Annotated in this window: 18 protein-coding genes; 6 read left to right on the forward strand and 12 right to left on the reverse strand. The window is 72.1% G+C overall.

The features are described 5' to 3' along the window. Positions 1-166: 166 nt before the first annotated feature. From OG403_RS35075 to OG403_RS35085, 3 genes are read right to left on the reverse strand one after another with little or no spacing between them, the layout of a single operon-like run. A complete protein-coding gene (locus tag OG403_RS35075; RefSeq protein ID WP_329571649.1) occupies positions 167-859 on the reverse strand; it encodes a GNAT family N-acetyltransferase in 693 nt (230 codons plus the stop codon). Positions 860-914: 55 nt separating this feature from the next. Further along, positions 915-1,649 carry a hypothetical protein gene (locus OG403_RS35080; RefSeq protein ID WP_329571651.1) on the reverse strand — a complete coding sequence of 245 codons (735 nt, stop codon included), beginning with the start codon at positions 1,647-1,649 and terminating at the stop codon, positions 915-917. Further along, on the reverse strand, positions 1,646-2,203 hold the full coding sequence (locus OG403_RS35085; protein WP_329571652.1) for an RNA polymerase sigma factor: 558 nt from the start codon (positions 2,201-2,203) through the stop codon (positions 1,646-1,648). Before OG403_RS35085 ends, OG403_RS35080 begins: the two co-directional genes overlap by 4 nt. A gap of 426 nt (positions 2,204-2,629) precedes the next feature. Here OG403_RS35085 and OG403_RS35090 point away from each other — a divergent pair, with 426 nt between their 5' ends. Then, a complete protein-coding gene (locus OG403_RS35090; protein WP_329571655.1) occupies positions 2,630-3,436 on the forward strand; it encodes an SAM-dependent methyltransferase in 807 nt (268 codons plus the stop codon). A gap of 117 nt (positions 3,437-3,553) precedes the next feature. Here the strand turns inward: OG403_RS35090 and OG403_RS35095 are convergent, their stop codons facing one another. The 3 genes from OG403_RS35095 to OG403_RS35105 form a co-directional block, all read right to left on the reverse strand. Beyond that, on the reverse strand, positions 3,554-4,711 hold the full coding sequence (locus OG403_RS35095) for a globin domain-containing protein (RefSeq protein ID WP_329571657.1): 1,158 nt from the start codon (positions 4,709-4,711) through the stop codon (positions 3,554-3,556). Between the two features lie 628 nt (positions 4,712-5,339). Beyond that, entirely contained in the window at positions 5,340-5,576 is a 237-nt protein-coding gene (locus OG403_RS35100) for a hypothetical protein (protein WP_329571659.1), read from the reverse strand. Positions 5,577-5,589: 13 nt separating this feature from the next. Beyond that, positions 5,590-7,359, reverse strand: coding sequence for a sodium:solute symporter family protein (locus OG403_RS35105; RefSeq protein WP_329571661.1), 1,770 nt, complete (start codon positions 7,357-7,359; stop codon positions 5,590-5,592). A gap of 300 nt (positions 7,360-7,659) precedes the next feature. On the opposite strand from OG403_RS35105, the gene OG403_RS35110 reads away from it, so the two are divergent. After that, a complete protein-coding gene (locus OG403_RS35110; RefSeq protein WP_329571663.1) occupies positions 7,660-9,453 on the forward strand; it encodes an alkaline phosphatase family protein in 1,794 nt (597 codons plus the stop codon). A 143-nt stretch (positions 9,454-9,596) separates the two neighbouring features. On the opposite strand, the gene OG403_RS35115 is transcribed toward OG403_RS35110, so the two are convergent. Further along, positions 9,597-11,216: a SpoIIE family protein phosphatase gene (locus OG403_RS35115; RefSeq protein ID WP_329571665.1), complete on the reverse strand. Its 1,620-nt coding sequence runs from the start codon at positions 11,214-11,216 to the stop codon at positions 9,597-9,599. Positions 11,217-11,737: 521 nt separating this feature from the next. Here OG403_RS35115 and OG403_RS35120 point away from each other — a divergent pair. From OG403_RS35120 to OG403_RS35135, 4 genes are all read left to right on the forward strand, one after another. Further along, positions 11,738-13,171 (forward strand): family 2B encapsulin nanocompartment shell protein, encoded by a 1,434-nt coding sequence (locus OG403_RS35120; RefSeq protein WP_329571667.1) that lies wholly within the window; start codon positions 11,738-11,740, stop codon positions 13,169-13,171. Between the two features lie 3 nt (positions 13,172-13,174). Further along, complete coding sequence (locus OG403_RS35125; RefSeq protein WP_329571669.1) at positions 13,175-14,341, forward strand: family 2 encapsulin nanocompartment cargo protein terpene cyclase; 1,167 nt, start codon at positions 13,175-13,177, stop codon at positions 14,339-14,341. A 21-nt stretch (positions 14,342-14,362) separates the two neighbouring features. Beyond that, on the forward strand, positions 14,363-15,241 hold the full coding sequence (locus OG403_RS35130; protein ID WP_329571671.1) for a geranyl diphosphate 2-C-methyltransferase: 879 nt from the start codon (positions 14,363-14,365) through the stop codon (positions 15,239-15,241). 325 nt (positions 15,242-15,566) lie between these two features. After that, entirely contained in the window at positions 15,567-16,211 is a 645-nt protein-coding gene (locus OG403_RS35135) for an Rv1733c family protein (protein WP_329571673.1), read from the forward strand. A 15-nt stretch (positions 16,212-16,226) separates the two neighbouring features. Here OG403_RS35135 and OG403_RS35140 read toward each other — a convergent pair whose 3' ends face one another. From OG403_RS35140 to OG403_RS35160, 5 genes are all read right to left on the reverse strand, one after another. Beyond that, complete coding sequence (locus tag OG403_RS35140) at positions 16,227-17,825, reverse strand: phytoene desaturase family protein (protein ID WP_329571675.1); 1,599 nt, start codon at positions 17,823-17,825, stop codon at positions 16,227-16,229. A gap of 3 nt (positions 17,826-17,828) precedes the next feature. Continuing rightward, positions 17,829-18,275 carry a nucleoside deaminase gene (locus OG403_RS35145; protein ID WP_329571677.1) on the reverse strand — a complete coding sequence of 149 codons (447 nt, stop codon included), beginning with the start codon at positions 18,273-18,275 and terminating at the stop codon, positions 17,829-17,831. A 99-nt stretch (positions 18,276-18,374) separates the two neighbouring features. Continuing rightward, positions 18,375-19,208 (reverse strand): M55 family metallopeptidase, encoded by an 834-nt coding sequence (locus tag OG403_RS35150; protein ID WP_329571679.1) that lies wholly within the window; start codon positions 19,206-19,208, stop codon positions 18,375-18,377. Positions 19,209-19,272: 64 nt separating this feature from the next. Further along, on the reverse strand, positions 19,273-20,241 hold the full coding sequence (locus OG403_RS35155) for an ABC transporter permease (protein ID WP_329571681.1): 969 nt from the start codon (positions 20,239-20,241) through the stop codon (positions 19,273-19,275). After that, positions 20,234-21,160, reverse strand: coding sequence for an ABC transporter permease (locus tag OG403_RS35160; RefSeq protein WP_329571683.1), 927 nt, complete (start codon positions 21,158-21,160; stop codon positions 20,234-20,236). Before OG403_RS35160 ends, OG403_RS35155 begins: the two co-directional genes overlap by 8 nt. Positions 21,161-21,181 lie beyond the last annotated feature (21 nt).

A 21,181-nucleotide genomic window follows, 5' to 3' on the forward strand; every position in this document is an offset into this window, starting at 1 on the left:
GACACGCGATCCAGCGCACCATCGGCGCAGGCGAGTTCGGACGTCATGACGGGACCTTCGGTTCGGTGATCACGGACGTGGGGGCCGTGGCATCATCGCGCGCCGGGGGAGGCCCGGTGCACACCGGCCCCCGGTCACGGGGGGCGCAGTACGCCGCTGACCCGGATCAGCCCGAGACGGCCGGTGAACCCGAGCGGAGTTCCTTGAGCAACTCGCGCTCGTCGGCGCAACACCGGTAGCCGAGCCGGCTGTTGACCGCCAGCATCGGGGCGTTCGTGCTGTCGTTGGCGGTGTAGGCGTCGGTGAGACCGGCGGAGCGGGCCCGGTGCAGGGACGCGGCCTTGACGAGCTTGGCCAGGCCGCGGCGCCGGTGGGCGGGGCGGGTGTCGGTGCCGGCCGACCAGTAGCGGGTGGCGCCGTCGGTCTGGGCGAAGGTGAGGGCGGCGGGCTCGCCGTCCACCACGGCCACCGTGCTCAGCCCGTGGTCCAGGTCGGGCCGGGTCCAGCTGGTGTCGTACCACTCCTGGTAGCCCAGCGCGTCCCACGTCAGGTGGCCCGGCTCGTCCTGCGAGGCCTCGTGGAAGAGCCGGTAGACCGGGCGCGGGTCCGCCAGGTAGTCGCCGGCGGTGCGCAGTTCGACGCCGGGCGGCAGCGGTGGCACGGCCGGTAGGGGGCCGGTCAGGTCGAGGTGGTTGAAGTGGCCGGTCCGCCCCGTCCGGTAGCCGTGCCGCTCGCCGAAGGAGAGCGAGGGTGGTTCGTCGTCGGCCCAGCAGCGCACGTGGGTGACGCCCAGGGCGCGCAGGTACGCCTCGCCGGCTCCGGTGACGATGACCACCCTGACCTGCGATTCGTTCTCCATGCCGGCGATCCTCGGACCCTGCCGCCGGCGACAAGGTCAAGGCATCCAGGACACCTCACACGGAGGGTCGGTCCATCGGCTCCAGGTCGTCGAGCGCGAGTGCGTCCGGCCGGGGCACGTGTCCGAAGTCGGGATCGTCGGCCCTGACCGGGAGTTGGTTGATCACCGCCTCCAGGGCCGCCGGGAGCCGGGGCGCCAGGCCGCGGTGGCAGCGGGCCAGGATGTCGCGGCGTACGGCGTCGGGGAGCAGTGGTTGGCTGGCGCGCAGCGGGCGCGGTGGCGTCGGGCGGGCCCGGGCGGCGAGGTCGCGGGACCAGGCCAGCCAGTAGTCCGCGTCGCTCGACTCGCCCAGTCGCAGGTGGTGCAGGTGCAGGCAGTAGGCGGAGGTCCGACTCCCGGAGCCGGCCGCGAAGCGCCACCAGAACTCGGCGCCGTCGACCCGCTCGCTGGCGTAGAGCAGCGCGGCGAACACCTCGGCGCCTTCGGGGTGGATCTGCCGGCTGTTGACCAGCAGGTCCAACCCGCGTGCCGCCTCCGGGGCGTCCAGGACCAGCGCGACGACCAGACCGAGTTCGAAGGCCGCCTGCTCGTGCTCGGAGGGCAGGTTGGCCGGCGCGGCGGTGAGCCGGGCCTGGCGGGCGGTCGCGATCAGCTCCTCGTAGGGGCGGCTGGGAGCAGGGACCGAGAGCGCGGGCTCGCTCTGCGCGCCCCCCTGCGCCGTCGGGTCGGTCGCATCGGGCTCGCAGCCCAGCCACTCGGGCAGCGCCGCCGATCTGGGCCGCCGGGTCACCGCTCGGCCCGCCGATCCGGCAGTTCGCTGATCCCCAGGCGCCGGGCCAGCCGCTCGCGGGCGTGCCGCAGGTTGGAGCGGACGGTCTCCACCGGCCGGTCGAGATAGGCGGCGATCTCCTGGTCGTCCAGGTCGAGTACGTAGCGCAGGATCACCACGTCGCGTTGGCGGTCCGGCAGGGCCAGGATCGCGCTGTACAAGCCGACTTGGTCGGCCTCGCTGCGCAGGCTGTCACCGGCGAGCTCCTTGAACCGGTTGATCACCACGGCGAAGGTGGTGGCCTCGACCGTCAGCTCGTCCTGGTTCCAATCCCATTCGTTCAGCTGGGACTTGAGCAACCGCCAGGCGTAGGCGGCCGGCACCGGATGGCGCAGCGCGTGCTGCCACTGCAGGGCCAGCTCGGCGGTCATCGCCGCCACCACCATCTCGGCGTCGGCACGGTTGCCGATCCTGGTGCGCGCGAAGGCGAGCCAGGCCCGGCTGTGGAGCTCGCAGAACACCTGGTAGGAGAGCCGCAGCCGGGCATTGGCCGGGTTCTCACCGGTGTCGTCCACCGCAGGCCCTCCCGGACGCCCGGGTGTACGGCCGTCCTTGTCCATGGTCATCGGTCCTGCCTTCGTAAGGTTCTCGGCGTTCGGTCAGCGGCGCGGCCGGGCCGCCTCGGGAAGAGTGCGCTGCTCACCTTCGACGACCATCGAACCAGAGTGGGATCGTTCTGGCGCAAGACAAGAACAGTTTGTGATGTTCCGATGATCCCACTACCTGACATGGTGTCATATGCGGCTGGCAAAACTACTCTCGGGTTGTCGGGGTGGCATGGCCGCGAGTGGGTAATCATGGTGCTCGTCCAGTTGTACGGGTGGCGGCGCGCTCACCAAGGATCCGCAAGGATCCGCAAGGATCCGCAAGGATCCGCACGGACCACTGCGGGGCGGCCGTTGGGCGTCCGCGCGGCCATCCGGATCATGAAGGGGGAATCGATGACCGACTACGACGGCGTCAACCTGGAGCTGCACCGGGCGCACTCGGCCCGGATGTACGACTACTTCCTCGGCGGCGTGACCAACTTCGCCGCCGACCGCGAGGCGGCCGGCCAGGTCAAGGCCGTGATGCCCTTCGTGGAGACCACGGCCCGGGTCAACCGCGCCTTCATGCACCGCTCCACCCGGGCGTTGGCCGAGGCCGGCATCGACCAGTTCCTCGACATCGGCACCGGCATCCCCACCTCACCGAACCTTCACGAAATCGCCCAGAGCGTCAACCGCGCGGCCCGGGTGGTGTACGCGGACAACGACCCGATCGTCCTCGCGCACGCCAAGGCGCTGCTGCTCGGCACCCCCGAGGGCCGCACCACGTACGTCCAGGCCGATGTCACCGACCCGGCCGGGCTGCTCGCCTCGCCGGAGCTGCGCGACACCCTCGACTTCACTCGCCCGATAGCGCTCAGCCTCAACGCCCTGCTGCACTTCGTGCCCGACGACCGCGGCACCCACGGGATCGTGGAGCACTTCAGGGGCGCGCTGGTCTCCGGGAGCGCCCTGGTGATGACTCACGTGACGGAGGACTTCGCGCCCACCGAGGTCGCCCGGCTGGTGCAGATATACCGGTCCGCCGGCACCCCGCTGCAGGCCCGCAGCCAGGCGGAGTTCGCCCGGTTCTTCGGTGACTGGGAGCTGGCGGTGCCCGGCATCGTGCCGACCCAGCGCTGGCGGCCGGACGGCGGCGAGGGTGCGTGGGTGAGCGACGAGGAGTCCTCGGTCTACGCGGCGGTGGCGCTCAAGTCCTGAGCGGCGGACCGGTCGTGCGGACCGGCTGTCAGTTGACGGGCCATCAACTGACTTGTCATCAACTGTCCGGCGCCGGACGGCGGGCAGCCGGCGGGCAGCCGGCGCCGGACAGTTGCCTCAGGCGAGGTCGTCCAGCGAGACGAACGGGTCGTGGTGGATCCGGTGCAGCGGCACCCCGCCCCGGGCCAGCACCCGGCCGGCAGTGACGATCATCGGGGCGGGCCCGCTGAGGTAGGCGTCGTGCTGCTGCCAGGGACCGGAGTCGGCCAGCAGCTTGGGCAGGAAGGCGGCGCCGTCGCGCGCCTCCTGGTCGGCCACGGCGGCGCGCACGGTGAGCCAGCGGTGGCGCTGGGACATCCGCAGCAGGTCGTCCAGTCCGTACAGCCCCTCGGCGGTGCGGGCGCCGAGGAACACGTCCACCCGCCGCCGCAGGCCGTTCAGCGCGGCCTGCTCGATCAGCGCGCGGATCGGGGCCAGCCCGGTGCCGCCCGCGACGCAGACGATGTCCCTGGCCGAGGTCGGGTCGAGCACCATGTCGCCCTGCGGCGCGCCCAGTTGCAGCACGTCGCCGACCCTGGCGCGGTGCACCAGGGCGCCGCTGACCCGGCCGCCGGGCACCTCCTGGACGTGGAAGGTGATGGTGCCGTCGGGTCGCGGGGCGTTGGCGGGGGAGAAGTAGCGCCACAGCTTCGGCCACCACGGGGTGGTCAGGCTGGCGTACTGCCCGCCGTCGAACGGGTAGGGCTGGTCGGTCCGCACGGTCAACTCGGCGATGCCGCCGCCGTATCGGTGGTGCCCGACGATCTGGGCCGCCCAGGTGGCCGGGCGGATCAGCGCGTCGGCCTTGGCGGCCTGGTCCATCACCTCGGCGACCGTGGTGTACGCGCGGGTCCAGGCGGCGGCGGTCTCGGCGTTCCAGGCCGGGCCCGCGTAGTGCGCCAGGGTGGCCAGCAAGCACTCACCGACAGCTGCGTAATGTGCGCTCTCGGTGCCGAACTTGCGGTGGTCGCGGCCCAGGTGTTCGCAGAACCTGACCAGGTTGGCGGGGTCGTCCACCAGGTCGACGATCATCAGCAGCGCCCGCAGCAGGCGGTCGTGCTGGACGTCCATGTCGACCGGGAAGAGTTCGCGGACCTGCGGATAGCGGCCGAACAGGGTCGCGTAGAAGAAGCCCGGCAGGTTCGCGGCATGCGGTTCGACCACGGAGAGGCTGGCCCGGATCAGCGCGCTGTCGTTCGCGGCCCGGGCCGCCGACAGGTCGGTCCCGGCAGCCACCGGCGGATGCGCCGATGCGGTCGCGTGTGCCGCCGGTGCGCCCCCGGCGACCGGAGCGGGCCGCTGCGGCGGCACCACGGTGGGCGGAGGCGGCGGTGCCGGCCGTTCGCTCCCCTGAACCGCAGGTTTGTGGGCCTCGCCGGATGCGCGCTTGGCGCGGAACTTCACGGTGGAGCTCTCCTGTCCAGCTCTCCTGCCCCCGGAGCTGTCGCTGTACGGCCAGAAACGATTCGATTCTGCCCACAGCTGTGATGGGCCTGGCAAGCGGCGATGAGTGAAGCATTTGTGAAGCCCCGAGCGCCTGGTCCGGGGCGGCCCAAGTGGCCGTTCGCGGTGAACCTTTACCGCTCCCGCCGAAAATCTTCGCCTTTCCAGGAGGAGTCAATACCGGTTCGTCATGGAACTTCTCGAGGCCGGAGCCCATTCGTCCGCTCGTCCCCGCCGGGCGGTCCAACTGACGCCGCCGGGCTGATTCCCACGGTCGTCGTGCTCTTGTTCGTAGCCAATCGTAGCCGAACGCTGGCCGTGCGAAGGTCAGCTGAGTGAACCTCAGCAGAGCTGCCCCGCAGTCCCATTGGCAGCGATATGCTGCGTGGTCGTCAACTCGCCGCCGTAGTCGCCGCAGCAGTCACGGTCCGTCCGGCTGCTCCGCCCCGCCGCGCTCCGGCGGTCGGATCGGGCGCAGCCGGGCCCAGCCGCCGAACAGCGCCGCCCCGACCAGCATCGCGATGCCGACCCAGAGGTTGACGTTCACCCCGCCGGCCCGGTCCAGGTCCTCGGTGGTGGTGAAGGCGGCGCCCAGGACGGTGAGGACCGTGCCGTAGAAGGCGAAGAGCATGGCGAGGATCCAGCGCAGGTCGAGCATGGGGGAGTCCCTCTCACCAGAAGAGCACGTTGAGCACCGCCGCCAGCACCAGTGAGCCGGCGCCGAGCAGCGCGGGGTTGCGGTACCAGCCGGCGTCCTCGGCGGCGAGCGGTTCCTGCTGCGTCGTACGCGGGGTCAGCGCCCAGACCAGGCCGACGAGTTCGCGGTCCGGTTTGGGCTCGGTGACCAGTGAGACGGCGACGCTGACTGCGATGTCGAGCACGAAGGCGGCGCTGGCCGCGACGAAGCTGGGGCCCTGCCCGGACATGTGCAGCACGTGGTGCCGGTTGAGCTGATCCACCGTCACGGCCGCTGCGGTGCCGACCAGCAGGCCGATGCCGCCGGCCGCCGGGGTGGTCCGCTTCCAGAACATGCCCAGGATGAAGGTGGCGAAGAGCGGGGCGTTGAAGAAGGCGAACAGGGTCTGGAGGTAGTCCATGATGTTGTTGTAGTCACTGGCGATGAACGCCGTGCCGATCGCGATCGCGCAGCCCAGCCCGGTCACCGTGCGCCCGACCCGCAGGTAGTAGGCGTCCGGGCGGTCCTTGACCACGTACGCCTGCCACAGGTCGTAGGTGAAGACCGTGTTGAACGAGCTGACGTTGGCGGCCATCCCGGCCATGAAGGCGGCCAGCAGACCGGTGATCGCCACCCCCAGCATGCCGCTCGGCAGCAGGTCGCGGATCAGCAGCTCGATCGCGTTGTTGTAGGTCACGCCGTTGTCCAGGGTGCCGTCGCTGGCCTTGTAGGCGGCCAGCTCCGGGGAGAGCACGGCGGCCAGCATCCCGGGGATCACGATCACCAGGGCGATCAGCGCCTTCGGATAGGCGCCGATCAGCGGGGTGCGCCGGGCGGCGGACATGTTGCGGGCGGCCAGCGCGCGCTGCACCTCGGCGAAGTTGGTGGTCCAGTAGCCGAAGGAGAGCACGAAGCCGAGGCCGAAGACGATCCCGATCACCGAGAGCGCGGCGTTCTCGATCCCGGTGAGGTTGCTGCCGGGCCAGGCGTGCAGCTGCGCGGCGGCGTCGTTGTGGGTGGCCTCGATCCGCCGGGTCAGCCCGTGCCAGCCGCCGACCGTGTGCAGCCCGACCAGGGTGAGCGGCACCAGCATCGACACGATCACGAAGAACTGCATCACCTCGTTGTAGACCGCCGCCGAGAGCCCGCCCAGCGTGGTGTAGGCGAGCACGATGACGGCGGCGGCGATGATCGACACCCAGAGCGGCCAGCCCAGCAGCAGGTTGACCACGGTGGCCAGCGCGTAGAGGTTGACCCCGGCGATCAGCACCTGGGCGACCGCGAAGCTGAGCCCGTTGACCAGGTGCGCGAACCTGCCGAAGCGGCGCAGCAGGAACTCGGGGACGCTGCGCACCTTCGAGCCGTAGTAGAACGGCATCATCACCAGGCCGAGGAAGACCATGGCCGGGATCGCGCCGATCCAGTAGTAGTGGAAGGTCGGGACGCCGAACTGCGCGCCGTTGGCGGTCATGCCGAAGATCTCGACCGCCCCGAGGTTGGCGGAGATGAACGCCAGCCCGGTCACCCAGGCGGGCAGCGAACGGCCGGACAGGAAGAAGTCGAGGCTGGAGGAGACCGACCGCCGGGCGAGCGCGCCGATGCCGAGCACCACGGCGAAGTAGACGGCGAGCAGGACGTAGTCGATCGGCCGGGCGTCCAGCCGCAGCTGCGTGCTGGCCAGTTGGCCGATCGCCGACTGGCCGGTGATCGACTGGCAGATGGCCGGGTGGCCGATGGTCGAGTGGTACGCGGCCGGGTTGGCCATCAGTGCCTCACCCCCTCAGGCGTCCCGTTGTAGCAGTGGGCGAAGGCGTCCCGAGCGTCCCGTCACCCGTGGGTGGGCGTGTCCGTTGGGCCGGACGCGAGAGCCGGATGCCGCCCGGGGTGCCGAGGGGATTGCCGCCGGATCCGGAGTTGGCCATTCTTGTCTATACAACTCACCTCAGATCCCGGCCATTTCGGCCAGGACCCGTTGGCCCGCCGTTCGCCCCGCGGACAGCCGGGACCGGTTGGTTATGACCTGGCACGGACAACGATGGTGTTCGACGAAAGGTTGAGCGGCGACATGAGACGACTCTGGCGAGCCCTGGGCGTGGTTCTCGCCCTGCTGGGCGCGCTGATCACGGTGCAGCCCGCGAGTGCGGCGACCACCAGCGGCAACCTGATCGTGAACGGGGATGCCGAGGCGGGCTACTGCACCAAGGACTGGACCGCGGCCACCACCATGCCGGGGTGGACGGTGCTCTCCGGCAGCCCGGACGTGATCTGCTACTCGGCGGGCAGCTTCGGCCACCCGTCCAGCCCGACGCCCGGCAACGCCTTCTTCGCACCCGGCAACCAGGGCGACGGCGCGATGGAGCAGACCGTCGACGTCTCCTCCGCGGCGAGCGCCATCGACGGTGGCGGCGTCAGCTACAACCTCGCCGGCTGGCTCGGCGGTTGGACCACCTACGCGGGCTACGCGCAGGTCTCGCTGCAGTTCCAGAACGCCTCCGGCGCGCAGCTCGGCTCGACGGCCGAGCTGCCCACCGTCTCCGCCACGGACCGCTCGCTGAGCACCGAGTTCCTGGCCCGCAGCAGCACCGGCACCGTCCCGGCGGGAACCCGCTCGATCCAGGTGGAGGTGCAGTTCCTGCAGAGCTCGGGCGAGTCCGGCTACCTGGACAACCTCTCGCTGACCCTGAACACCCCGGTCACCGCGCCCACCCTGGCGCCGCCGGTGTCCAAGGTGCCGGGCTACGACCACGTCTTCATGGTCATGATGGAGAACACCGACTACAACCAGGTGATGGGTGACCCGGCGGACACCCCGTTCATGCACAGCCTGATGGCGCAGGGCGCGTCGATGAGCAACTACCACGCCGTCTACCACCCGAGTGACGAGAACTACCTGGCCGTCGCGGGCGGCGACACCTACACCACCGGCGCCACCTACTACCCGAACATCAACGACCCGAACACCAACCTGGGTGACCGGCTGGAGGCCGCCGGCAAGAGCTGGAAGGCCTACGAGCAGGGCATGGGCACCCCCTGCAACACCAGCACCCAGTACGACGCGAAGTACGAGCCGGACGACGCCCCGTTCTTCAACTACACCGACATCAGCGGCAACCCGACCCGCTGCGCCGCCCACCTGGTCGACACCAGCCAGCTGACCACCGACCTGAAGAGCGCGGCCACCACCCCGGCCTTCTCCTGGCTCGCCGCCGACGACTACTACGACGGCGAGGCGTCCGGCAACGGCAGCGCCACCAGCCTCAAGACCCAGGACGGCTGGCTGCAGCAGACCCTGGCGCCGATCATGCAGTCCCCGGCCTGGACCACCCAGAAGTCGCTGCTGATCGTCACCTGGGACGAGGACGAGAGCCAGCCCGACAACCAGGTGGCCGCGATCGTCGACGGCTCGCAGGGCACCGTCCCGGCCGGCACCAGCAGCAGCAGCCGCTACGACCACTACAGCACCGCCCGCACCATCGAGGCGGCGCTCGGCCTGCCCGGCATCACCGCCAACGACACCTACGCCACCCCGCTGAACGACGCCTTCGTGCCCAGCAGCACCCCGGCGCCGACCAGCACGCTGACCACCGGCACGCCGAGCGTGGCCAACGGGTCGAGCGTCACCGTCCAGTACTCGACGCCGGCCGCGACCACCAGCTCGACCAACTGGATCGGCATCTACCCGGCCGGGGTGACGCCCGGTTCGCAGTCCTCGACCACCTGGCAGTACGCGCCGAACGGCAGCGGCAGCCTGACCTTCGCCACCAGCAGCCTGAGCGGCCCCGGCAGCTACAGCGTCTGGTACCTCTACAACGACGGCTACACGGCGCTCGCCGGTCCGCTCAACCTCACCGTGAGCTGACCGCCGAACCACCGCGGCACCGACGGCGGCCGGCAGCGCTCCCACCTGGGGCGCTGCCGGCCGCCGTCGTGCCCTGCTTGTGCGCGGAGCGGCGGGCCGCGCCACGCACCCGTGGCGAGCTGACGACCGGTCACCGACCCGGTTCAGCCGCGGCCCGGCTCCTGGGCCGGCCGGGCCCGGGCCGCCAGCAGGGCGGTGTCGTCCTGCGCCGGGCCGGCGGCGAGGCGGTGCAGAACGGTGTCCAGCAGGTCCTCCAGGTCGGCGCCGGCCCGCAGCGGGAGTTCGGCGAGCCGGGCCAGTGAGACGTCGATGTCCTCGTGGCGGCGCTCCACCAGGCCGTCGGTGTAGAGCAGCAGGACCTGTGCGGGCAGCAGCGGACGGGTGATCTGCTCGTAGTCGGCCAGCCCGCTGCCCAGCGGCGGGCCGGTGGGCAGTTGGACCAGCTCGGTGGGCTGCCCGGGGGTGATCAGGGCGGGCGGCAGGTGCCCGGCGCTGGCGAAGGTCCAGCGGCGCCGGTTGGGGTCGGCCAGGGCGAGCAGGCAGGTGGCGGGGCGGGCGGTGTCGTTCTCCGAGATCAGCGCGTCCAGTTGACGCAGGATCCGGTGCGGCGGCAGGTCCGTGCTCGCGGTGTAGCGCAGCATCGAGCGGTAGGTGCTCATGTCGACGGCCGCCTCGACACCGTGGCCCATCACGTCGCCGATCACCAGCAGGGTGCGCCCGAACGGCAGCCGCACGGCCTCGTACCAGTCACCGCCGACCACCGAGCTGCTGCCGGAGGGCAGGTAGCGGGTGGCCAGCTGCAGGTTGGGGTGCGGGGTGGCGGGCTCGGCGAGCAGCGCCCGTTGCAGGTCCAGCGCCACGCCCTGGGAGCTGGTGTAGCGCAGCGCGTTGTCGATGCTGAGCGCGGCGTGCCCGCACAGGTCCTCGATCAGCACCAGACCCGCACCGGCGAAGCCCGGGGCGCTGGCACCCGGGCGGGCCAGCGAGAGGACGCCGACGGTGCGCCCGCGCGCGCTGAGCGGGACGGCCAGTAACTGCTCGGTGTCGTCGCCGGTGGCCAGTTCGGCGGGCACCCGGCCGGTCACCGGTCGGCCGGCGGCCAGGCAGCGGGCGGCCGGTGAGTCCTCCTCGTGCCGGATGCTCTCGCCGGGCTGGGCCAGGGCGGCCAGTCGTGGCAGCAGCGCGGGGGTCGCCGCCAGCGCGGCCCGGTGCAGCCGGATCCGGCCGGTGACGGCACCGGAGTGGCTGCCCGGCAGCAGGTCGACGGCCGCGAACCCGGCGATCTTGCTGTCCACCGCGAACCGGGCCAGTTCGGCGCAGGTGGTGTCCGCGTCCAGCGTGCTGCCGATCCGGTCGGCGGCGGTCTTCAGCAGCGTCAGCCGGGTCCGGACCTGCTCGTCGGCGTCGACCGTGACCAGCACGCCCGCCGTCGCGCGGTCCGACTCCAGACGGCGGCAGCGCAGCGTCAGTCCGGGGCGCAGGACCAGCTCGGCGGCGTCCGCCCCGGCGATCGCCCCGCGCAGCGGCGGGGTGAGGTCCCGCAGCGAGGTGTCGGCCACCGGCCGGCCGAGCAACTCGGCGGCCGAGCAGCCGGTCAGGGCGAGAAAGGCCACGTTGGCCTGAACCCAGCGCAGCTCCGGATCCAGGATCGCCAGGCCCACCGGCGCGCTGTCGAGCGCGGCGCGCAGCAGGGACACCTCGCTCGCGACGGCCGGGCCGCCGTGCGCCGAGCCGGCGTCCTGGTCCGAGGTCTCGGCGTGCACCGTTCCTCTCCCTGCCCTCCTGCCGTGCGGGCAAAACCGTGACCCCTCCATGATCGCGCGGCCGCCGGCGGGCCGTCCCCAGGAGCGAGATGCCGCCCAGTGTGCCTGGCCTGCCATGGTGGCGCACCGGCGGGGCCGATGCGTGCTGACCCGCCGACCGCGGGCCGAGCCGCCGAGGGTGCGGGCAGGGGCGAGGGATTGTAGGGGGCTCGGGCTGTTCCTTGATCGCTCCAGGTCCTGATCAAGCCACTGTCCGGCACTGGCTCCACCCAGGCACTTAGCGGAATGATCTCCTCCAGCTATCGCTGGTCAGATCCCGGCGAACCGTCTGACCAGGCAAGATGTCGCGCGCCCGGCAGCTCGGCCGGCCATCCGAGGTTGGCGGGTTAGCTCCGTAGCAGAGTTTTCAGTGGGCTTATCGTTCTGCTGCCCGGCACGGTCGACCGAGAGCACTTGTCCCTTGTCATCCGTCGCCGCTCTTGGCATGCGCATGCCCTCATTCTCTCCTTGGAGCCCCGCGAATGACGATAGAACCGGACACCGCTCCCGCCCAGACCCAGTTCAGCCTGAGCACCGCCGCCGCGCGCACGCTCACCACCACCACCAAGTCCGCGCCGCAGATGCGCGGCATCACCTCGCGCTGGCTGCTGCGGCGGCTGCCGTGGGTGCAGGTGTCCGGTGGCACCTACCGGGTCAACCGCCGACTCTCGCTGGCGGTCGGCCGGGGCCGGGTCGGTTTCGTCCAGGCCGGGGCCGACGACGTGCGGATCATCCCCGAGACGCTGCGTGAGCTGCCGGTGCTGCGCGACTTCGGCGACGAGGCGCTGCTGGCCGAGCTGGCCGGCCGGTTCACCGTCCGCGAGTTCCGCGCGGGCGAGGTGATCGCCGAGCGCGGCCGGCCGATCGAGAAGGTCTTCGTCATCGCGCACGGCCGGATCGAGCGGATCGCGCCCGGCAAGTACGGCGACGAGGAGAAGACCATCGGCGTGCTGGCCGACGGCGACCACCTGGGCGACGAGGCCCTGCTGGAGCTGGGGGTCGGCGCGGCGGGCGGCGGCGAGCCGCGCTGGAGTGCCACGGTGAAGGCGGCCACCGCCGGGACGATGCTGGTGCTGCGCTGGGACGCCTTCCTCGAACTGTTCGGCCGCTCCGCCGAACTGCGCGAGCAGGTCGGCAAGTTCGTCGCCAACAGCGAGCGGAAGGTGAACTCCAAGGGCGAGGTGGAGGTCGCCATCGCCGCCGGGCACGAGGGCGAGGCGGAGATCCCCGGCTCCTTCGTGGACTACGACCTCGCGCCACGCGAGTACGAACTCTCGCTCACCCAGACCATTTTGCGGATGCACACCCGGGTCGCCGACCTCTACAACGACCCGATGAACCAGCTGGAGGAGCAACTGCGCCTGACCGTCGAGGAGATCCGCGAGCGCCAGGAGTGGGAGCTGCTGAACAACCGTCAGTTCGGCCTGCTCCACAACGCCGCCTACGACCAGCGGATCAACACCTGGTCCGGGCCGCCCACTCCGGACGACATGGACGACCTGCTCTCGATGCGGCGCGGCACCGACCTCTTCCTCGCCCACCCCAAGGCCATCGCCGCCTTCTTCCGCGAGTGCACCAAGCGCGGCATCTACCCGGACAGCACCACGGTCGACGGTCACCAGGTCCCGGCCTGGCGCGGTGTGCCGATCTTCCCCAGCGGCAAGATCCCGATCACCGACGGGCACACCTCCTCGATCCTCGCGATGCGCACCGGTGAGCGGGACCAGGGCGTGATCGGACTGCACCAGACCGGCATCCCCGACGAGTTCGACCCCAGCCTGAACGTCCGCTTCATGGGGATCGACGACAAGGCGATCATGCGGTACCTGGTCACCGCGTACTACTCGGTGGCGATCCTGGTCCAGGACGCGGTCGGCATCCTGGAGAACGTCGACATCGCCGCCCCGAGGTCCTGACCGGTGGCCGTCTTCGAAGCCCTGCCGCCGACCCGGCCCGCGGTCCCGCTCGCCGGCCGCCGGCTGCCGAGCGGTCCGAGCGGCCTGGGCACCTCGGCCGTCCGCGTGAGCGAGCTGCTGCGGCCGCGCGTCCCGCTGACCGGCGCCGCGGGCAGCACCCGGACCGGCACCGCGAGCGGGGCCGCAGCTCCCGCCGGGTCCGGTTCAGGTGCCGCGCTCCCCGAGCTGTACTGCCCGCCGCACCTGCGCGACGACCCGGCGCTCGGCCAGGAGGTCAACGACCGGCTGGTCCGCTGGGCCGAGCAGGTCGGCATCTACGCCGGCCAGTTGGAGAAGTTCCGGCAGGCCGACTACGGACGCCTGGTCATGCTCACCCACCCCGACACCGACGACCCGGCCCGGCTGCTGGCCGCCGCGCGCTGCATGGCGGCCGAGTTCGCCGTCGATGACTACTTCTGCGAGGAGGCCGCCACCAGCGACCACCCCGAACTCCTTGGACCGCAGCTGATGCTGGCCCAGTCGGCGACCGACCCGGCCCAGCTGCCGGGCCGCCACGCCGAGGCCTACCGGCGCGCGATGACCACCCAGCCCGTCTGGTACGCGCTGCGCGACTCCGTCGAGCGCCTGGCCGAGTACGCCGGCGGGGCCCAGATCACCCGGCTGCGCCAGGAGATCGCCGGACTCTTCCTCGGCATGGACGCCGAGGCCGGGTGGCGAATAGGCGGGCGGCTGCCGGCCGTCTGGGAGTACCTGGCCAACCGTCAGATGAACAGCTTTCTGCCCTGCATGACGCTGGTGGACACGATGGGCGGCTACGAGCTGCCCGCCACGGTCTACGGCAGTCCCGCGGTGCGGCGCGCGACCCTGCAGGCCGCGCTCGCCTCGGTGCTGCTCAACGACGTCTACTCGATGCGCAAGGAGGGCGGTGCGGCGGGCCTCGAGTACAACCTGCCCACCGTGATCGCGGCGGAGGACGGCTGCTCGGCGGCCGAGGCCACCCAGCGCGCCGCCGAACTGCACAACGAGCTCGTGCACTCCTTCGAAGCCTCCGCCGCCGCGCTGAGCGCCACCGGCGACCCGGTACTGACCCGCTACCTGGGCGCGCTGTGGGCCTGGCTCGGCGGCAACAAGGAGTGGCACGCCAGCAGCCCCCGCTACAACCAGCCATAGCAATCCGTAAGGACGGACATCATGACCCAGCTCGACAGCAGCATCCCGAACGCGCGCTCCGCCGAGGTGCTGGCCACCCGGTACCAGCGGTCCGTGGCCGACTACTGGAACAACGAGAAGGCCCCGGTCAACCTGCGGCTCGGCGAGGTCAGCGGCACCTTCCACCACCACTACGGCATCGGCGAGGTCGACTGGTCCGTCCTGGAGGGCGACGAGGCCGCCCGGGAGCAGCGGATCGTCGCCGAGCTGCACCGGCTGGAGGCGGCCCAGGCCGAGTACCTGCTCGACCAGCTCGGCCCGCTCGGCTCCGGGGACCGGATCCTGGACGCCGGCTCCGGGCGGGGCGGCACCAGCTTCCTGGCCAACCAGCGGTTCGGCTGCCAGGTGGACGGCATCTCGATCTCGGAGGAGCAGGTGCGGTTCGCCAACAACCAGGCGACCGAGCGCGGGGTCGCCGACAAGGTGGCCTTCCACTTCCGCAACATGCTGCACAACGAGTTCCCCGATGCCACCTTCCAGGCCATCTGGAACAACGAGAGCACCATGTACGTCGACCTGCGCAAGCTCTTCGCCGAGCACACCCGGGTGCTGCGGCCCGGCGGCCGGTACGTCACCATCACCGGCTGCTACAACGACGTGCACGGCCGGCAGCCGTCCCGCGCGGTCAGCCAGATCGACGCGCACTACATCTGCGACATCCACCCGCGCAGCGAGTACTTCGCGGCGATGTCGGCCAACGACCTGGTCCCGATCAGCGTGGTCGACCTGACCGCCGCCACCATTCCCTACTGGGAGCTGCGGGCGCAGGCCGAGGTGGCCAGCGGCATCGAGGACGCCTTCCTGACGGCCTACCGGGAGGGCAGCTTCCACTACCTGATGATCGCGGCGGACAAGATCTGACCGCACGATCGGGAGCCGACCGGTCGGGACGGGCTACGGCTCGTCCGGCCGGTTCAGGCGTGCGTGGTGCCCTTGCGCGCGATGCCCTCGGTGGCGCCGTCCACGCCCGGCACGAGACGTACGCCCTGCTGGCCCGGCGGGCACCCCGCTGACCTGGGGCTCGACCGCCGCCCTGGAGGACGGCGGCCGGGAGGGAGAGACTGAAGGGGAGAGCGACAGGGAGAGACCCGTCGGTCCATGAGACCCGTCGGTCGGCGCGGCGGACACTGCGTGAGTGCGCGCAGCGGGCAGCAGCTTTCGTGCCCCGGCACCGAGGAGGCGCGCCATGTCCAGCGCATCCGTCTCGCCGCATCGGCACCCTGGCACCGGCGCGCCCGTGGTGCGCCAGGTGCGGCGCGCGCTCGGCCGGGAGGACAACCCCCTGTGCCGTCCGGTGGACCGCTCGCGCAGCCGGCTGCTGATCGCGCTGACGGCGGGGCTGGCGCTGGCGGTGCTGGTCGGGACGCTGGTGGCGCTGATCCTGCTGGGCGGCATGCGGGCGCAGGCCCGGCAGCTCGCGCTGCACCGGCACGAGGTGACCGCCACGACGCTCAGCGCGGCCACCGACAGCGCGGCTCGGTCCCTCTGGTCGGCGCAGGCCGATGCCGCCTGGGCCTATCCGCGGGCCGCCGCGCACACCGGGGTGATCGGGGTGCCGGCCGGTGTCCCGCAGGGCAGCCAGGTGCCGCTCTGGGTCGACGACAGCGGCGGCCCGGCCGCACCGCCGGAGCCGGACAGCGAGCTGGCGACCGCCGCCGCGCTGTACGGGATCGGCGCGCTGAGCGGAGTGGGCGTGGTGTCGCTGGTCGGCTACCGGGTGCGGCGGCGCACGCTGGACCGCCGGGCCGAGCGCGCCTGGGAGCTCGCCTGGGAACGGGTCGAGCCGGGCTGGTCGGGGCGCGGGCACTGGCACGGGAGCGGCGGGCTCTGAGCCCACTGCCGCTGCCTACTCCGTCAATACCGCCATCGCCGCGTTGTGCCCCGGGATGCCGCTGACGCCGCCGCCGCGCACCGCGCCCGCGCCGCAGAGCAGTACGGCCGGGTGTGCGGTGGCCACGCCCCAGCGGCCGGCGGCGCTGTCGGTGTCGGTGTGAGCGTTGTCGACGTCAGCCCCGGCCGTCGCCTCGGCGTACGGGAAGGCCAGCTCGCGGTGGAAGATGTTGCCGCCCGGCAGGCCCAGTTCGCGCTCCAGGTCCAGCGGGGTCTTCACCTCGAGGCAGGGCCGCCCGTGCTCGTCCAGCGCGAGGCAGTCGGCGAGCGGTTCGTCGAGGACCGCGTCCAGCGGCGCCAGCACGGCCCGCAGCGCCGCCTGCGCGGTGGTTCCCGCCGCGAAGAGCCGGGCCGGCTGGTGCAGGCCGAAGAGGGTGAGGGTCTGGCAGCCCTGGGCGACGAGTTCGGGGCCGAGGATCGAGGGGTCGGTGAGCGAGTGGCAGTACAGCTCGCTGGGCGCCGGGTCGGGCAGTCGCCCCGCCTCGGCCTGCCGGTGGGCGGCGGCCAGCTCGCGGTAGGACTCGGCCAGGTGCAGCGTCCCGGCGAAGGCGTCGCGCGGGTCCACCGAGCGGTCCCGCAGCCGGGGCAGCCGCCGCAGCAGCATGTTGACCTTGAGCTGCGTGCCCTCGGGAGCCGGCTCGGTCGGGGCCTCGCCGAGCAGCCGGGCCAGGGTGTGCGGTGCGGCGTTGCAGAGCACCCGCCGGGCGCCCACCCGGTGGTCGCGCTCGCCCTCGCGGTAGGCCACCTCGGCGGTCCGGCCGTCGGTGGCCACCGCCGTCACCTCGCAGCCGGTGCGCAGCTCGGCGCCGGCCGCCCGGGCCGCGTCGGCCAGCGCGTCGGTGAGCGCGCCCATGCCGCCGACCGGCACCGCCCAGTCGCCGGTGCCGCCGCCGATCACGTGGTAGAGGAAGCAGCGGTTCTGCCGCAGCGAGGGGTCGTGTGCCCAGGTCCGGGTGCCGATCAGCGCGTCGGTGAGGACCACGCCCCGGACCAGGTCGTCGGCGAAGTACCGTTCCACGCTCTCGCCCAGCGGTCGCTCGAAGAGCGCCGTCCAGGCCGCCGGGTCGGCCACCCGGCGGCGCAGCTCCGCGCGGCTCGGCAGCGGTTCGGTGAGCGAGGGGAAGACCCGCTCGGCCACTTGCCGGGTCATCCCGTAGAACTCCTGCCAGGCCTTGAACTCGCGCTCCGATCCGGTGATTTCGCGAAACGAGGCGGCGGTTCGGGCCGGGTCCGCCTGGTCCACCAGGAGTCCGGTGGGCCGACCCTCGCGCACGGTCGGGGTGTAGGAGGAGATCCGCCGCTGCCGCACGGTGAAGCGCAGGCCCAGCTCGTCGACGATCTTCCACGGCAGCAGGCTGACCAGGTAGGAGTAGCGGGAGAGCCGGGCGGGCAGGCCGGCGAAGGCCTGCTCGGAGACGGCGGCGCCGCCGGTGTGCGCGAGCCGCTCCAGCAGCAGCACGCTGCGCCCGGCCCGGGCCAGGTAGGCGGCGGCGACCAGTCCGTTGTGGCCGCCGCCGACGATCACCACGTCGTAGTGGGGGAGTTCAGCCGGCACTGCTCACTCTCCGATGTCCTCGTACCAGAGTTCGGGACGGGCCGCGATGAACTCCCGCATCAGCGCGGCGCATTCGGCATCGTCCAGGACGGTCACCAGGACGCCGTGCTCGGCCAGCCAGTCGTGCTCGCCGTGGAAGGTCTCGGCCTCGCCCACCACCAGCCGCCCGATGCCGAACTGCCGCACCAGGCCGCTGCAGTACCAGCAGGGCGAGAGCGTGGTGACCATCGTGGTGCGCCCGTAGCCGCGCAGCCGGCCGGCCGCGCGGAAGGCCGCCGTCTCCGCGTGCGTGGACGGATCGCCGTCCTGGACCCGGCGGTTGCGGCCGCGCCCGAGCAACTCGCCGTCCGGGCCGAAGAGCGCCGCGCCGATCGGGATGCCGCCCTCGGCCAGGCCGAGCCGGGCTTCCGCCAGCGCCACCGAGAGCATCGCCTGCGCGTCCGTCGCCATGGTCACCACTCTCCCCGACCGCACGGCCGAACCGCAATGGCGCGGCTGCCGGCGCCGTACCGCGCCTTGGCCCGTACCACGCCTCAGCCGCAACGCTCCTCAGCCGTACTCTGCCTCCGCCGCGCCGCTCGCGATCGCGCAGCAGATCTTGAAGGTCTGCGCCGCCCGGGTCGCGTTCGGCGCGCTGAAGGCGACGGTGCACGGGCCGGCCTGCTCGACGGTCGGGATCAGCGCGACGGCGGCGGCCTGGTGGGTGGCGTGGAAGTCGATCTCGAAACGGTGCGGGCCGCTCACCGGATCGGGCCGCCCGTGTCGCCGGTGGTCGCCCATCGCCTGCTCGGCGTGCTCGCGGATCAGCGTCGTGCTGCGGTCGGGCGGCAGGCAGATCGCCGCGTACCGGCTGACGCACTCCTTGACCGCCGCCGTGCGCGCGCCCGGTGCCCAGCGGCTCGCGGCGGCGCAGGTCAGGTCGTCGCCGGTGACCAGGATGACCGGTACTCCGTACTCGGCGGCGGTCAGCGCGTTCAGCCGGCCCTCGTCGGCCGGCTCGCCGTCGATCCGCAGGCCGGTCAGGCCGGCGCCCAGGTAGGTGTGGGCGAGTACCCCGTGCACGCCCGCGCCGGTGTGGTAGCCGAGGAAGACCACGGCGTCCGCCTCCTGGACGCCCTGCATCATGCCGAGCGGTTTGTGCCGGCCGGTGAGCAGCCGGGCCCGGGAGTCCAACTCCTCCAGCAGCACGTTGCGCTGGGTGTCGTGCGCCTCGTTCACCAGGACCTCCGAGACGCCGCCGTTGAACAGCCCGGCCACGCAGGCGTTGACGTCGCCGGTGAGCAGGCGGCGCATCCGCTCCCAGCCGGGGGTACCGGGCAGGACGTCACCGGGCCAGGTGGTCCCGGTGGCGCCTTCCATGTCGGCGGAGATCAGTACGCGCATCGGAGTCCTCGAAGTCCTCGGAGTTCAACGGAGTTCAGTGGAGTTCAACGGAGTTCAGTGGAGTTCAGCGGAGTGTCGGATCGTAGGCGTCCCGGACGGCGTCGCCGAGCAGCAGGAAGCTCAGCACGGTCGCCGACAGGAACAGTGCCGGGAACAGCAGCAGGTGCGGGAAGTCGAGCAAGTAGGCTTGTGCGGCGTTGAGTTGGAGGCCCCAGGAGAGCGCCGGATACTGCAGCCCGACACCCAGGAAGTCCAGCGTGGCCTCGCCCGAGATGACGTTCCCGACGTTCAGCATCGCGACCACCACCACCGGTGTCACGGCGTTCGGCAGGATGTGACGCAGCATCAGCCGCAGCGAGCCCGCGCCGGTGGCGCGCGCGGCCCGGACGTACTCGGCGTCCTTCGCACCGAGCACCTGGGCGCGCATCACCCGGGTCATGGTGGTCCAGCCGAGCGCGACCAGCACCAGGGTCATGGCGCCGAGTCCGTGGTCGGGGAAGGCGACCAGGATCACCGTGGCGCCGAGCACGAACGGCAGGCCGAAGAAGACGTCGGTGGCCCGCGAGAGCAGCCCGTCCACCCAGCCGCCGTAGAACCCGGCCAGCAGCCCGAGCAGCACCGACAGGGCCAGTGCCCCGGCGGTCACCGCCAGGCCGATCAGCAGCGGCGGTCGGCTGCCCCGGACGAGCTGGGCCAGGTAGTCGCAGCCCTGGGTGTCGAAGCCGAACGGGTGGGCCCAGCTCGGGCCGACCCGGGCGTCGATCAGCTCGCAGCGCCCGTTGTCGTGGGTGAGCAGCGCGATGAACGGGTCGGGGAACAGGGCCATCAGCGCGACCAGCGCCAGGAAGGCGCCGCAGGCCAGCAGGCCCGGCCGGGCGGTCAGCCGGCGCGCGGCGCGCCGGGCCGGCCGGGTCGGTGGCAGCAGCAGGTCCGTGGTCGGCGGCGCGGCCACCGGGGGAGCACCGGGTGCGCTCGACAGGTCGGGTGCCCCGGGTGCGCTCGGCGCGTCGGGCAGGTCGGCCGGGCTAGTCATGCCGGATCCGCGGGTCGAGCAGCCCGTACAGCACGTCGACCGCCAGGTTGGTCAGGCAGAAGACCAGCACCAGCACCGTGGTGACGCCCACCACCGTTGGCCCCTCGCGCAGTTGGATCGACTGGAAGACCTGCTGGCCGATCCCCGGCAGATTGAAGATGTACTCGGTGACCACCGCCCCCGCCAGCAGCGAGCCCAGCTCGACGCCGAGGAAGGTGACCACCGGGAGCAGCGAGTTGCGCAGCGCGTGCCGCACCACGACCCGGTGCCGGGGCAGCCCCTTGGCACTGGCCGTGCGCACGTAGTCGGCGCGCAGGTGCTCCAGCAGCGAGGTGCGGGTGAGCCGGGCGACATAGCCGGCGCCGAAGGAGGCCAGCACCAGGCCGGGCAGCAGGTAGGCGGTCGGCCAGCCGGCCTCGGTGCCGGAGACCGGGAACCAGCCGAGCCTCACCCCGAAGACCAGTTGGGCCAGGTAGCCGAGGATGTAGACGGGTACCGCGATCACCAGGGTGGTGCCGCCGAGCACCAGCCGGTCCGCCCAGCGGCCCCGGCGCAGCCCGGCCCAGACGCCGAGCGCGGTGCCGAGCGAGGCCTCCAGGACCCAGGCGGTCAGGCCGAGGCGGGCCGTCACCTGCCAGCGCCCCGCCAGCGCCTCGGCGACCGGCTCGCCGGTGAAGGTGCGGCCCAGGTCGCCGTGGAGCAGCCCGCGCAGGTACTCGGCGTACTGCACGAAGAGCGGCTGGTCCAGGTGGTAGCGGTGGCGCAGCTCGGCGAGCACCGAGGCGGGCACGGGGCGGTCGCCGGCCAGCCCCTGGATCGGGTCGCCCGGCAGTACGAAGACCAGGGTGTGGATCAGGAAGGTGGTGGCCAGCAGGACGGGGACGGTGTACAGCAGTCGGCGCAGCAGATAACGACCCATCAGTTCTCTTTCTGCCGAAGG

The sequence above is a fragment of the Kitasatospora sp. NBC_01266 genome, from assembly GCF_036242395.1.
In the GTDB taxonomy this organism is placed as follows: Bacteria; Actinomycetota; Actinomycetes; order Streptomycetales; family Streptomycetaceae; genus Kitasatospora.

Bases quoted from the DNA above. Each gene is read 5' to 3' on its own strand.
- OG403_RS35160 (WP_329571683.1), bottom strand. From the start codon at position 21,160: ATGGGTCGTTATCTGCTGCGCCGACTGCTGTACACCGTCCCCGTCCTG.
- OG403_RS35120 (WP_329571667.1), top strand. From the start codon at position 11,738: ATGACGATAGAACCGGACACCGCTCCCGCCCAGACCCAGTTCAGCCTG.
- OG403_RS35130 (WP_329571671.1), top strand. From the start codon at position 14,363: ATGACCCAGCTCGACAGCAGCATCCCGAACGCGCGCTCCGCCGAGGTG.
- OG403_RS35135 (WP_329571673.1), top strand. From the start codon at position 15,567: ATGTCCAGCGCATCCGTCTCGCCGCATCGGCACCCTGGCACCGGCGCG.
- OG403_RS35145 (WP_329571677.1), bottom strand. From the start codon at position 18,275: ATGGCGACGGACGCGCAGGCGATGCTCTCGGTGGCGCTGGCGGAAGCC.
- OG403_RS35075 (WP_329571649.1), bottom strand. From the start codon at position 859: ATGGAGAACGAATCGCAGGTCAGGGTGGTCATCGTCACCGGAGCCGGC.
- OG403_RS35155 (WP_329571681.1), bottom strand. From the start codon at position 20,241: ATGACTAGCCCGGCCGACCTGCCCGACGCGCCGAGCGCACCCGGGGCA.
- OG403_RS35090 (WP_329571655.1), top strand. From the start codon at position 2,630: ATGACCGACTACGACGGCGTCAACCTGGAGCTGCACCGGGCGCACTCG.
- OG403_RS35150 (WP_329571679.1), bottom strand. From the start codon at position 19,208: ATGCGCGTACTGATCTCCGCCGACATGGAAGGCGCCACCGGGACCACC.
- OG403_RS35105 (WP_329571661.1), bottom strand. From the start codon at position 7,359: ATGGCCAACCCGGCCGCGTACCACTCGACCATCGGCCACCCGGCCATC.
- OG403_RS35100 (WP_329571659.1), bottom strand. From the start codon at position 5,576: ATGCTCGACCTGCGCTGGATCCTCGCCATGCTCTTCGCCTTCTACGGC.
- OG403_RS35110 (WP_329571663.1), top strand. From the start codon at position 7,660: ATGAGACGACTCTGGCGAGCCCTGGGCGTGGTTCTCGCCCTGCTGGGC.